Origin of the sequence: Collinsella aerofaciens (assembly GCF_015555045.1) — a bacterium.
In the GTDB taxonomy this organism is placed as follows: Bacteria; Actinomycetota; Coriobacteriia; order Coriobacteriales; family Coriobacteriaceae; genus Collinsella; species Collinsella aerofaciens_W.
Genome location: NZ_JADNJQ010000015.1, coordinates 1 through 13,408, shown reverse-complemented (window position 1 = coordinate 13,408; position 13,408 = coordinate 1). Strand labels below are relative to the sequence as shown.

11 protein-coding genes are annotated in these 13,408 nt (G+C 59.9%); 1 reads left to right on the top strand and 10 read right to left on the bottom strand.

The window, feature by feature from the left end; genetic code table 11:
* Window positions 1-29: 29 nt before the first annotated feature.
* The 4 genes from I2E45_RS06285 to I2E45_RS06270 form a co-directional block, all read right to left on the bottom strand.
* A complete protein-coding gene (locus I2E45_RS06285) occupies window positions 30-764 on the bottom strand; it encodes a LytR/AlgR family response regulator transcription factor (RefSeq protein WP_195445074.1) in 735 nt (244 codons plus the stop codon).
* Window positions 765-802: 38 nt separating this feature from the next.
* Window positions 803-2,194, bottom strand: coding sequence for a sensor histidine kinase (locus I2E45_RS06280; protein WP_226790488.1), 1,392 nt, complete (start codon window positions 2,192-2,194; stop codon window positions 803-805).
* Window positions 2,195-2,306: 112 nt separating this feature from the next.
* A complete protein-coding gene (locus tag I2E45_RS06275; protein ID WP_195445071.1) occupies window positions 2,307-3,584 on the bottom strand; it encodes a metal-dependent hydrolase family protein in 1,278 nt (425 codons plus the stop codon).
* A 131-nt stretch (window positions 3,585-3,715) separates the two neighbouring features.
* Entirely contained in the window at window positions 3,716-5,167 is a 1,452-nt protein-coding gene (locus I2E45_RS06270) for an APC family permease (RefSeq protein ID WP_118385411.1), read from the bottom strand.
* 565 nt (window positions 5,168-5,732) lie between these two features.
* On the opposite strand from I2E45_RS06270, the gene I2E45_RS10395 reads away from it, so the two are divergent.
* A complete protein-coding gene (locus I2E45_RS10395) occupies window positions 5,733-6,563 on the top strand; it encodes a C39 family peptidase (protein WP_229026474.1) in 831 nt (276 codons plus the stop codon).
* A gap of 446 nt (window positions 6,564-7,009) precedes the next feature.
* On the opposite strand, the gene I2E45_RS06260 is transcribed toward I2E45_RS10395, so the two are convergent.
* From I2E45_RS06260 to I2E45_RS06235, 6 genes are all read right to left on the bottom strand, one after another.
* A complete protein-coding gene (locus I2E45_RS06260; RefSeq protein WP_255413168.1) occupies window positions 7,010-8,464 on the bottom strand; it encodes a family 1 glycosylhydrolase in 1,455 nt (484 codons plus the stop codon).
* Between the two features lies 1 nt (window position 8,465).
* Window positions 8,466-9,815, bottom strand: a complete 1,350-nt coding sequence (locus I2E45_RS06255; RefSeq protein WP_195361524.1) for a PTS sugar transporter subunit IIC — start codon at window positions 9,813-9,815, stop codon at window positions 8,466-8,468.
* A 9-nt stretch (window positions 9,816-9,824) separates the two neighbouring features.
* Window positions 9,825-10,118: a PTS sugar transporter subunit IIB gene (locus tag I2E45_RS06250; RefSeq protein WP_117648560.1), complete on the bottom strand. Its 294-nt coding sequence runs from the start codon at window positions 10,116-10,118 to the stop codon at window positions 9,825-9,827.
* 46 nt (window positions 10,119-10,164) lie between these two features.
* A complete protein-coding gene (locus tag I2E45_RS06245) occupies window positions 10,165-10,491 on the bottom strand; it encodes a PTS lactose/cellobiose transporter subunit IIA (protein WP_117757821.1) in 327 nt (108 codons plus the stop codon).
* A 119-nt stretch (window positions 10,492-10,610) separates the two neighbouring features.
* On the bottom strand, window positions 10,611-12,506 hold the full coding sequence (locus tag I2E45_RS06240) for a BglG family transcription antiterminator (RefSeq protein ID WP_195445069.1): 1,896 nt from the start codon (window positions 12,504-12,506) through the stop codon (window positions 10,611-10,613).
* Window positions 12,507-12,746: 240 nt separating this feature from the next.
* Window positions 12,747-13,408: transposase (locus I2E45_RS06235; protein WP_195445066.1), on the bottom strand; the 662-nt coding region annotated here is incomplete at its 5' end.

The window sequence follows — 13,408 nt, the reverse complement described above, 5'->3', positions numbered from 1 at the left end:
GCGATGGTAAACGACGGCACGCAAGCCTCTTACGCAAGCCCCAGGTGCGACTTGACCTCGGCGGCACGACGACGGGACACCGGCACCGTCGAGTTCACGTGGTCGAGCCTGAGCTCCATAAGACCCGTGGAACCGATCTCAACATTGTGCACGTCTTCCAAATTGACCAGATAGCTGCGATGAACGCGAATAAAGCCCTCGGAGACCAAGCGACGCTCGAGCGAAGAGATCGACTCATTGATCAGGTACGTTCCCTCGGCGCAGATGGCATTGCAAAAATCGGCGCGCGCCTCAAAGTAGCAGACGTCTGCGGCGGGAATGAACACCTTTTTGCCCCCGCGGTCCACCGTCAGACGCAAAGGCTGGCGCGGAGCGTGGATAACACGACGGGCACCCAAGGCTGCCTCAATCTTGTCGAGTGCCTTTGACAGGCGTGCGTCCTCGACCGGCTTGACGACATAGTCGACCGCATCGAGGTTATACGCATCGGCGGCAAACTCGGCAAACGCCGTCACAAACACAACCACCGGCGGCGTCTTTAGGTTCTGCAGCGTCTCGGCAAGCTCAATTCCCGAGCGACCGGGCATGGTAATGTCTAAAAACAGCACGTCGGGCTTATTCGACAGAATCGACTCCACGGCTTCGGTGACATTGCCCGCCTCGGCAATCTGACCCACACGCATATCCTTTTCCAACAGATAGCGTAGCTCAGCCCTAATTGGAGGCTCGTCATCAACCACCAAGATGTTCCAGCCTTCGGACATATGTGCTTCCCCTCTTTTTCTCTCAATCCAACCGCGTGCTACGCCGTCAACGGCGCGGGCTCATGCGGCTCGCCGTTCAGCTCGACGATGACCTGCGTTCCCACGCCCTCCTGGGACTTCACGCGCATGCCGGAATCTTCTCCGTAAAAGAAATGGATGCGCTGAAGCACGTTGAAGAGCGCCAGGCCGCAACCTCGCTTGACGGAGCCGTCGGCGGTAATGCTCTCGGGCTCCTCTCGGCGATGTTGCTCAAACAGATGCGCGCAGACCTCTTCGCTCATACCGATGCCATCGTCCTCGACGATGATTTCCAAACCGTCATCGGTCTCGAAAGCCCTAACATGAATAGAAAGCGGCTCGGTCTCGCGCTGCGCGTGCTTGATGCAGTTTTCGAGCAACGGCTGCAAGATAAACGGCGGCACCATGCAATCGCGCACCTCAAAGTCGATATCGACCGAGACGCGCAGACGGCCGTCGCCATAACGAGCCTGCATAAGATTGATATAGCGAGTGCCCTGCTCCACCTCGTGCTCGAGCGTTGTGAGGGTATCGGAATCAGAAAGCGTCTGACGGTAGTAATTGGAAAAGTCAATCAGCAGCGACCTGGCCTTGTCCGGCTCGGTACGTACGAGCGACACGATGGTGCTGATGGTATTGAATAGAAAATGAGGATCGACCTGCGATTGCAAGGCGCGCAGCTCCACGCGGGCCGTAAGCTCGTCCTGGCGCTCGAGCTCAAAGCTTGCAAGCTGCGTGGAAATGAGGTCGGCAAAGCCCGAGGCAAGCGCCGTCTGGCGCATATCGATGCTGCTCAGACGGGGATAATACAGCTCGAGCGTGCCCACGCAATGCCCGCGCACGGTAAGCGGTGCGACAATACCGGCGCGCAGGCGCGGAAAGTAGCCACCCGTCTCGGTCGAGGCATCGCGCGAGAACACGCTTTGCTCACCGCTGTTGATCACATTGAGCGTGGTCCGCAGCACCACCGGGGTGCCCGCGGGGCATTTTGCCGAGTCCTCGCCCCAGCTCGCCAGCACCTGCTTGCCGTCGGTAAAGCAGATGGCAGAGGCGATAGTTTCGGACAGGATGATCTTAGAGGCGCCCAGGGCAGCTTCGGGCGTAAGGCCGCGCGACGTGTAGGCGAATATTTTTGAAGCGATGGCGAGCGTGCGGTCGGTTGCGCTCGATGTGAGGTCGTCGGGAACGACAAAGACGTACGAGAAGAAGAAGCACAGCATGACCAAGCCGGCAATGACGACAACGGCCGGAACGGGATTGGGATTATCGGTTAGATCCCAGATGAGCAGCAGGATAAGCAGTGGAACGACAATACCGAGCAAGATGGCTTGAACCACATGCTGAGCGGTACGAAAGACCTTGGTAGAGTTGTAGCTCTTGCCCAGAATCAGCCTATTGAGATCCACTGTCATCTCCTTCTTACTGACGCACCCCATAGCAATAAAGAGGGCCGCAAGCGACCCTCTCCATTGCATTATGCAATCAAATACTGTTTTTTACATCAAGCCATCGATGAACGGTAGCTTAGGCGCTGTACTTGTTTGCCTCGCCGAAGGTGCCGGCCTCGACAATCCAGCCGTCCTTCATGATGACGTCCATGTTGTCGGTGTTGAGCACGTGGATGTCGGCGGTGACGTCACCGTTGACGACCAGCAGGTCGGCGCACTTGCCGGCCTCGATGGAACCGGTCTCGTCCTCGATGTGGCACATCTTGGCACCATTGAGGGTGGCGCAGGTGATGGTCTCGACCGGGGTGAAGCCGATCTTGTCGACGAACTCGTACATCTCCTCGATGGAGCAGGTGCCGTACGGGGTGACGAAGGAGAAGGAGTCGGAGCCGATCGTCATGACGACGCCGCGCTTCTTGGCCTCGCGCAGGCAGTCGTAGTTGCGCTGCAGCTCCTTCTCGACCAGGGTGCCCTCGTACTTGTCGTGCAGCTCGGGGACGTAAACGGGCGGATAGGTGGCGTACCAGGTGGGCAGGAAGGCGATCGTCGGGGTGAAGAAGGTGCCCTGCTCGGCCATGAGGTCCATGGTACGCTCATCGATATCGAAGCCATGAATCAGCTGCTCGCAGCCAAAGCGAACGGAATCGTAGGCAGCGGCGTGGTTGTTGTAGCAGTGGCTCCACACGGGGATGCCGACCATCTTGGCCTCTTCGACCACGGCCTGAATCTCCTCGGAGCAGTAGTGCTGGTCGCGGCCGGAGTCCCAGCGCCAGATGCCGCCACCGGTAGCCCAGATCTTGATGGCATCGGGGTTCTCGCGCAGGCGACGACGGACGGCCTTGCGCAGATCCCAAGGACCGTCGACCTGATCGCCCCAGGGGTGCGATTCCTTGTTGAGCTCCTGGCTGCAGTGGTGGGAGTCGCCGTGGCCGGCAACGCGGCAGAAGCCAAGGCCGGTGGCCAGAACGCGCGGGCCCTTGAAGACGCCCTTGTCGATGCAGTCACGGATCTGGATACCAAAGCGACCGATCTCGCAGACGGTGGTGAGGCCGTGGGTGAGGCAGTCGTAGGCCTGCTTGACGGCGACGGCCTGCTTCTCGAGGAGCGGCTGCATGACCCAGTCGGTGTCATCGTCGGTCAAGTTGCCCGAGAAGTGCAGGTGGGTGTCGATCAGGCCGGGAAGGACGGTCTTGCCGGCGGCGTCGATGACCTCAACGCCCTCGGGAAGGTCCTGCATAGCACCGGCGTACTCGATCTTGCCGTTGTCGTCGACGAGAACGAGGGAGTTCTCGACCGGCTCGGCACCGGTACCGTCGATGAGCTTACCGCCAACGATTGCATACTTAGTGGACATGGTTCCTCCTTATGGATCCATATAGTGGGCGAGGCCGTGTTGGGTTAAGGCCTCACAAAGCTACCCAAGTGGCGCCGGGTTCGGTGCACGGAAGAGAGGATTCCGCGCACCCGATCCGCCCCGGCTCGGCGTTACTTTTTGCGGGAATTGGTGAAAGCCATGAGGGCCAGGCCAATAGCCAACCAGCCGATCACGATGCTCCACTCCACCATGTTGAGGGAGGCGGGAGAGAACGGGATCACGAGCAGGCCAATGATGGTGCCGCAGGCAACGATAGCGAGGCTGATGCCAAACTTGCCGCCGGGCACCTCGTAGGGACGAGGCAGGTCGGGCTCGGTGAAGCGCATGCGCAGGCAAGCGAGGGCGACCATGCCGCAGGAGAAGATGAAGGCGAGAGCCGACACGTTGGTCAGAGGGATGAGCATGTTCTTGCCCAGGAACGGACCGACGACGGTGATGACGCCCAGAACGACGCAGGCGAGCTTGGGAGCGCCGGACTTGGGATCGACCTCGGCGAACTTCTCGGGCAGCTGGCCCTTGCGGCCCATGGCGAGCATGATGCGGCTCGTTGCGCCGTAGAAGGAGTTCATCGGGCCCATGGGTCCAAGCGTGGCGATGACGAGCATGGCCAGGTACAGGAGCATGTTGATGCCCTTGAGACAGGCAAGCGCGGGAACCGGGCTCTTAACAAACTCATGCCAGTCGAGAATGGTACCGAACGAGTAGATGCAGACCATGTAGAAGCCGCCTGCGGCCAGCAGGGCCAGGGAGATGATCTTGCCGAACTTGTTCCAGTTGAGGCCCTCGGCCGCTTCCTCAGCCTGCTGAGGAATGGTGTCGAAACCGGCGTAGAAGAACGGGGTCAGAACCAGGACCGAAACGATGCCTGCGAACAGGCTGGTGCCCTCGGTAGCAGGCTTGCCGCCGCCAGCACCGGTGACCTGGGAGAACACGGGCATGGCGTTGTCCGGCGAGCCGGTGAACAGCGAGACGCCCATGGCGAGCAGCATGCCGCAGAGCAGGGCCTTGGTCAGGAAGGCCTGCAGCTTGGCGGCCGAGCTGGCACCGCGGAAGTTGAGGAAGATGACGTAGGTTGCAAAGCCGAGCGCGATCAGCGTCGGGAACAGGTAAACGTCGGCGCCCAGGATGGTATAGAGCTTGACGGCACGCAGCCACTCAAGACCGGGCAGGCTGCCGAACATCTCGGACACGAGGGTCGAGATAGCGATTGCCTCCCACGGGCACAGGATGCCGTTGCCCAGGGCCAGGAGCCAACCGGTGATATAGCTCAGCGTACGGCCAAAGCTACGATCGACATACTCGACGATGCCGCCCGAGATGGGGATAGCAGCCGTGAGCTCACCGAAAACAGCTCCGACGGGCACGAGAAAGATTGCACCCAAGAGGAATGCGATCATAGCGGGAACGGGACCGCCGCCCACGACCATCCAGTCGCCGACCTGCAGAACCCAGCCAGTTCCGATGATGGCACCGAAACCGATGGTGAAGAAGTTCCAGAGCGAAAGCGTTTTCTTCATGCCGCCGTTACCTTCGACTGCAACTTCTGCGTTCTTGTCCGCCATTGTTCCCCTCCTTTCCTTATTGACGCCTCTTTGGCGTCACCCCTTGCGCGGTCTGTTTTGCCGCGCGCTTTTATTTCATGGCTTTAAGATACGGCCTTGGCACAGCAGCGCCGCTTGTGGCTCGACCGAAGGCAGAGCTGCAAAACGAGCGGCGCCGTTTTTGGGACGAACGGCACGGTTTGCCGCTCATTGTTGTCGCCCGTCCGACGGGCGTACGCTCATCGGACGCATATAGAGATGTTTTTGAGGCCGTGTGTTTTGCGCCTTTCGTACCGTTTACCGAGCTTTTGACGCGCGGACCCATTTGTTGCACATCTTTTTTGTAGGATAGACAGGTTATACATGAGACAAGGCGGTACGAATGGCATACGGATACAACGACGGTGATCAACGGCGACAAAGCGTTCGCCTTGCTGGCCGCACCACGCCGACGCCCAGAAGTGCCACGAGCAGCAATCCGCAACGCCCTCAAGAGCAACCCAGGCCTTCGTCTCGGCAGCAGACAAACAGAACACGGCAGAGTGGCCGTCCGAGCACGGGCACAAGCGCACAGCAAGATAGCCGCTTGGGCGCGCGCACTCGACAGCGCCAAGCCGAGGTTCCGCAACTGCGCCGCAACGGCGCACGTCAGCCCGGCAGCCATATCAACCGCTTCTTTTCGCATCCCCAAGGCGGACGCGACGGCAAGCCCTACCGCTCGACATCGTACGTGAATGCCCCCGCCCTGCCGGCTCGTCGGCTTTGCCTCGCACTGTGCTCTATCCTCATCTGTCTGGTCTTTGTGCTTATGAGCTCCTGTATGTCCCACGGCTCGGCCGGTCTCGAGCCCACCGCCGAGGACAAGCTGCTCAAGGCCCCCGTCGCGCCCGGTTATTCTTTCGCCTTTTCGACCCCGCGCTCGCAATGGCAAGCCGGCACGATGCCCCATATCTATCAGATCGACCCTGCATGGTCGGAGCTGCCTTACGCCGGCGGTACCATCCGCCAAAATGCCTGCGGGCCTACGTGCCTCACCATGGTCTATATCTTTAAGACGGGACGCACCGATATGACCCCCGTCAATATGTGCGCGCTTTCCGAGGCAGGCAATTACGCCCCCACCGGTGCAACCGAATGGTCGTTTATGACGAGCGGTGCGTGGCAGTTGGGACTTAACGGAACGGAGCTTCATAACGATCGCGACTCGATGACTCAGGCGCTGCGTTCGGGAGCGCCCGTCATCGCCGCCGTTCGGCCGGGCACCTTTACCAACGTGGGCCACTACATTGTACTTTACGGTATTGACGACGCCGACCAGATTGAAGTCTTCGATCCCAACTCGGCCAGCCGCAGCGCCCGACGCTGGGGCGTCGTAGAGGTCCTCAACGAAGTCGAAGCCATGTGGGCCTACTACTAGTCGTTGGGGACAGACTTAAATGAGTGGTCTCTGGCTGCCCGGAACTGCTGGCACGGAAAATGCATCCCGCTTTGAAGTTCGATAGCGAGATGCACTTTCCGCGCACGGCCTGTTTGGGAAACTACGTTCCACTTTCCGGCAACATTCCGGGATGCATTTTCCGGTTGAGGCCCTCAAGGGAAACCATGTCCCATGTTGGACGCTCATTCTGGGATGCGCTTTCCGCAGTTGATTGATGCGGGCTTTAAGGACTGTTCCAAGCTGCCGGCAGAAAAGGAACGTCCCCAGGTGCCGGGTTTCCGCAGTCATTGGGGACAGACTTAAATGACTAGTCGTTTAAGAACGTCCAATGACTACCCACAGAATGAGGGTCTCATCGGGGACTAGGTAAATAACAAAAGCCCCCGCGGCCGAAGCGGACCGCGGGGGCAACAGACCTGCAAGAGTTAACTCAAGTCCTCGCCATTTGATGCAATGACCTTTTGGTACCAGCAGAAGCTGTCCTTTCGGTAGCGATCGAACGTGCCTTTGCCCATATCATCGGCATCAACATAAACAAAGCCATAGCGCTTCTTCATCTGCCCCGTCGAGGCCGACACCAAATCGATACAGCCCCACGGCGTGTATCCCATCAGGTCAACACCGTCCTCGACAATTGCATCGCGCAGCGCAAGAATATGCCTTCGCAGGTAATCAATATGATACGCATCGTGGACTTTGCCGTCTTCCAGCGCATCGAGTCCGCCCACACCGTTCTCGGCGATAAAGAGCGGAAGATGGTAACGATCGTGGTAGCCGGCAAGCGTCACGCGCAAACCCAGCGCATCGATCTGCCACTTCCAGGCAGTCTCTTTATCCTTGAGGTACGGATTGCGCAACGTCGGGAACACGTTGCCCTCCGCCTTCTCGGCGATCACCTGATCATCGGCGCACACCAAGCGCGAGCAATAGTACGAGAACGAGATGAAGTCGACCGTATGCTCTGCCAGATACTCCGTATCGCCCGGCTCAAAGGGCACGTGAACACCCTCTTTCTCGAGTGCACGCAGCTTCCAAGCAGGATAGGCGCCCGCAGCCATCACGTCTGTGTAGAAGTAGCGGCCGCGGTCCTCCTCATACGCAAGCCATACGTCCTCGGGCGCACAACGGTACGGATAGGTCGCACCGGCAGCGACCATGCAACCCACCTTGTTTGCGGGATCGATCTTGTGCAGAATCTCGACAGCGCGAGCGCTCGCCATAAACATATGGTGCGAGAACGCCGCGGTCACGGCTGCACGGTCACGCTCATCCTCGAGCGTGACACCCGCGTTGAGATAGGACAGCGCCACGCTGTTGATCTCGTTGAACGTAAGCCAATAACGCACGAGGCCCTGGTACGCGCGTCCGACGGTCTCGACGTAGTGCGCATACCGCTCGATCATCTCTCGGCTTTGCCAGCCACCATAGCGCTCGACCAGAGCCAACGGATAGTCGTAGTGCGACAGCGTCACAAGCGGCTCGATTCCATGCTCGCGCAGCGCCTCGAATACCTGACGGTAAAACTCCAAGCCCTCGCCGTTGGGCTCGGTCTCCATCCCTGTGGGAAAAATACGGCTCCAGCAAATTGAAAGACGCAGGCACTTAAAGCCCATCTCGGCAAAGAGCTCGACATCCTCGTGCCAATGATGGAAGAAGTCGTTGCCCCAGCGGCATGGATACAGCCTGTCCGGATCGTCCACGGGCTTTTGCCTGCCAAACATTACATCCCAGCGGTCGGAACCCTGTGGGATCAGGTCGGAGTGCGACATGCCGCGGCCGCCCTCGTTCCAGCCCCCTTCGGCCTGGTTGGCGGCGAGGGCACCACCCCACAAAAAGCCCTCGGGCATACCGGCGGCAGACGTTCTGTCAAAGTAACTCATGCTACTCAGCATCCTCGGCAGAAGCTGCCGCGGCGTTCTCCTGCTCCTGAGCCAGGAGCTGGTTATCGTACACCTTAAAGAACGGGTACCAGACCACAGCCATGACCACGATCAAAACGATCGTAAACACCCAGATGCGCGGGTCGAGGCACTGGACAAAGCCCTGAACGAAGATGGGGAACGTGCCGCTCACCAAGATGTAGAAGTTAGAGACAAGACCCAGTGAGACCGCACCCCAATACAGCAGGGCCGAGATCATGCCGCCTAGCACAAACGGAATCATGAGGATCGGGTTGAAGATGATGGGCGCGCCGAAGATCGCGGGCTCGGAGATACGGAAGAAGCTCGGCACGATCGATGCCCTGCCAAATGCCTTGAGCTGCTGCGACTTTGCCCTAAACGCGCAGAGCGCCACAAAAGAGAACGTATTACCCGTGCCGCCGATGAGGTTGATGGCCAACGACATGAGCGCCGGGTGGAACTCAAGCGGCTGCCCGGCAGCATAGAGCGAGGCGTTGGCGGCAAAGGCGGCAAGCGTGACCGGGGCGGTGATGGGCATTACGATCATGTTGCCGTGGACGCCAAAGCACCAAAACAGCAGCGTCATGAAGCAGATAAGCAGTGCGCCGGGCACAGAGTCAACTGCGACGGAAAGCGGGGCAGCGAGCAGCTTCTCGATAACCGAGGGGATGGACAGCGCGGGATCGATCATCTGGATCAGCAGGTTGCCGCCAAAGAAGATGAGGATGTTGGCGAGCATAGGTACGATGGCGCCAAAGGTTTCGGACAAAAACGGCGGCACGCCATCGGGCATCTTGATGGTGATGCCCTTGGTCTGGCAGAAGCGCGTGACCTCGACGGAGACCAAGGCAACGATGATGGCGGTAAACAGGCCCTGCGCACCCAGATAGGTGCAGGGGACCGCCTGGAGCACGGACTCGTCAGCAAGCTGGTAGTAGGACGACGGCGCCGCGGCGATCAGGAACATCACCAGCGAGGTCATGCCGGCGTTAAGCTTGGGCATCTTGTAGGTGCCCGCCAGGTTATAGGCGATTGCGAACGTCACGATCACCGACAGTATGCCCATCGTCATGTTGAAGGGAATGAGCAGCGTGAGCTTATTGGCCGTGGCAAAATCGAGCCAAGGGCCAAAGACGGACCAGAACCCGCCCTGCGCCACCAGGTCGGCCGTGACCGGCGGGTTGGCGAGGATCATAAAGACGGCAGATACCAAGATGAAGCTGATCGCGCTCATAAAGCCCTTTTGCATGGAGGCAAAGTGGCGCTCGGTGCCGCAGAAATTGGCGATAGGGGTCAGTTTTTCCTGAAGCAGGGTCATGAACTTCTCCATGGTTGCCTCCTAACCCAACAGCGACTGGGCGAGTGCCAGCACGTTGGCGGCGTTGCCCATGCCGTAGTCCTGTGCGGGGATGACCGCGGTCGGCTTACCGCTCCCCTGCTTGACGGTGTTGAGCTGGTAGGACACCTGCGGCCCCAAGAGCAGCACGTCATAATTGGCGCACGTCTCCTGATACTCGCCGATACCCACCGCATCGATATCGAGCTCGATGCCGTTTTGCTCCGCATATTTCTCGAGTTTCTTCATCAGAATGCTTGTAGACAGACCAGCTGCGCAAACAAGAAGGATCTTCATAAGGGATTCCCTTCGCATTGATTGGTTGGATAGTCACCGCACGCCGCTAGGCGTTCTTGGTTGCAGTGCGCTCATACAGGCAGATCAGCTCCTGCACGAGCTCCTGAGCAAGCATGGAGCACATGAGGTGGTCCTGAGCATGGACCAGCAACACATCCACCGACAGATGCTCGCCCGCTGCCTCAGTCGAAAGCAGCTGCGTTTGGATGTGGTGAGCCTTGATTCCCGCATCCTTTGACTGCTTCATGAGTTTGGCGGCGGCGTCAAAATCCCCCGCCTTTGCCTTTTCAAGGGCTTCGAAGGCAAGGCTGCGTGCCTCTCCCGCTGCAGCGACCAGCTGAAACGAAACCATCTCGGTTCCCTGATCGTCCATAACGGTCTCCTCTCCCGTGATGTTTGGTTTGTACTTGAATATTCGAAACGCCTATCTCCCGCCCGCAATCCTCGAGGTTTATTGCAGGTAGACTGACAGGGTCATCGACAAAAGAAGTCTTAAGCCGTATGCGCTTGCACAAGCGCCATCAGCTCATGCCAGGACCGGCGCTCGCGTAGGCGCTCGACCCCCTGGCGGTCCATAAAGATCTCGGCGAGCAGTGAGCTCAAGATCCGCGCCTCATCGCCGCCCGACCGGGCAAACGACACCATAAAGACGATATCGACCTCATGGCCGTATTCGTCCCAAAGAATGGGATGTTCGAGCAGGCCCACGGTAACAAAGGCCTCGGCGCTCAAGGGATGCATCCCATGGGGCATGGCTACCCCATTGCCAAACGAGGTGGCGCTCGCGCTCTCGCGCTCGGCGACCTCTTGGGCAAACTGGGCATCGACACGGCCGCTCTCGACGGCGCGCTCGGAGAGATATCGGAGAACGGCCTGCTTCGACGACGCCTCAACGCGGTTGAAGAACAGGGCACGGCTAAAGAAAGAGCTCACGGAGTCCGATTGCGCAGTGTCGTCGCTCAGCACCTTGCGGATAGCGTTGACATCGCTCGTCTCCAAGAAGAAATCGGCCTCGCGGACGGGCACGGGCAACTTGACGTTGAGCGGCACCGTTGTGAACACGTAGTCGATATGCGAAAAATCGAACGTTCCCACGCGGGCGACATCGCATGTCTCAATCGAATCGATATACATGCCAAACTGCTTGCGGTACTGGTGCTCGAGCATACGGGCGCTTCCCGCTCCCGAGGCGCACACGATCAGGATGCGTTTGCGACGCGGCTGGTCGGCTTGCTGCTCGAGGGCCAGGGCAAATGCCATGGCGATGTAGCCGAGCTCTTCATCAGAGGGCTGGCTGCCAAAATGACGCTCGAGTACCTGCGAGGTGCCAGCTGCCATCGAATAGGCCAACGGAAACCTCGTCTTGATATCGGACAGCATGGGGTTATCCATATGCATGTGATATTCAAGGCGATAGCCCAGAGGGCCGATATGCCGAGCAAGGTTCATGCGAAGTTCAAGATCGCCGCTAAAGTCAAACCTAAACTCATCGTTGACCGCACGTACCATCTCGGAAGCAATCTCCCACATCTCGTCCGAGATAACGGCAGAGCCCTTCTCGGGCACGCCCGTGCCCCTGCCGAGCAAATGGATTGCGATAAAGGCAACCTCTTCTCGGGGCATGCTCACGCCCAGGGCATCCTTGATGTTTGCGGCAATCTGGAAAGCCGCGGCGTATTCGCGCGTTCCCTCCAGTTTTTGAACGTCCGATTCTGCAGCTGGGACATAGCAGCCCTGCTCGATGCGGCCAAGAGCAATGTAAAGATGCATGATGAGATTGCGGGATGCCAGCGAGCTCACCGTGACGGGCGAGGCCGTCAGAGCATCGTCCACACATGCGGCGATGGCCCGCAGGCGCTCGGCGAGCTTTGCATCGTCGGTGTCGGGCAACACGGGCCTCACCAGCGAGGCCAGGCACAGGCGCCGCTGCGACTCCCCGCCCGCAACGCGGATTCCGTAGCGTGGGCGCTTTTCGAGCGTTAAGTCAAATTGGGCGAGTTTCTGCTCTACCAGACGCATGTCATTGGACAGAGTTCGCGCCGAAACGTAGAGTAAATCCGCATACTCCTCAATCGTCACCCACTGGGACCGCATGAGGAGGTCGTTAAGAAGGAAGGACACACGGCCGTCGCGCGTATCAGGAATGCCCGGATGGGCCAGAGCCGCACCGTCTAGCAAGCGAGCAAGCTCATCTGCACGTGCAACATCGATACGATACTGCCCCTTGCTGCCAACGATGCGTGCAACCCCTGCAAGGTTGTCGTTTGCGCGATGGATATAGTTTCTCACGGCGCGCTCGCTTACCTCGAGACGCTTGGCAAGTACCGCGACAGCGACAGGCTGAGCGTCCTCGATCATATTTACAAGCTGCTTGACGCGAGCATCCATGTCCTCCTCCTTTCCCTGCGTCTAGTCTAACGCGGTAAAGAATGACACTCCACGTCGCGCTCGTTCCGCCAACTCGGAACAGGTTGCGGGGAGTCCAGCTGAGCTATGGAGAGCCTGGGGAGAGGGCCCGAAGGCAATGCGTCGGTGTGGGATGCGCCTTCCCAGCCATTGGGCAGTCATTGGGGACAGACTTAAATGAGTAGTCGTTAGGTGTTCCTATAGTTTTGTCAACCGTCGGGGCTACTCCCGGTAGGGCACCCGGTCGCGCATCACGGCGTATATCGCCCTGAGCCGCTTCCTCGCGACGGCCTTGAGCGCCCGCCCGTGCCCCATGCCCCGTGCCCTGCAGGCCCGGTAGTACTCGCCGTAGCGCCCCGAGGACCTCACCAGGCTGTTGCACGAGAAGATCAGCAGGGACTTGAGCCTCGCGTCGCCGCGCCTGGACGCCCTGACCGACCTCACCGACGTGCCGGAGCTCCTCACCCTCGGGGCTATGCCGCAGTACGAGGCCAGGTGGTCGTGGTCCGGGAACCTCCCGATGTCGACCGACACCGCGAGCTGCGCCGCGGTCCTCGGGCCGATGCCGGGCACGGTGAGCAGCTCCAGCCACCGCCGGTCCGACAGGTCGACCGCGGCCTCGAGGGCCGGGCAGGACTCGAGCAGCACCGCGCGCAGGCGGTTCTTGTCCCTGGTCGCGCAGGCGACGACGTGGTCGCGCTGCGACGAGAGGGCGCGGGCGGCCTCGAGGGCCTCGCCGCGGCCCGGGACCCCCGACAGGGAGTCCGGCACGCCCAGGGCGGTCCGCGCGATCACCGCGGCGTCGCGCTCGTCGGTCTTGGCCTCGCCGGCGAACAGGCCCGCGGCGCGGCTGGCGGCGAGCCCGGGCAGGTAGGCGACCCCGA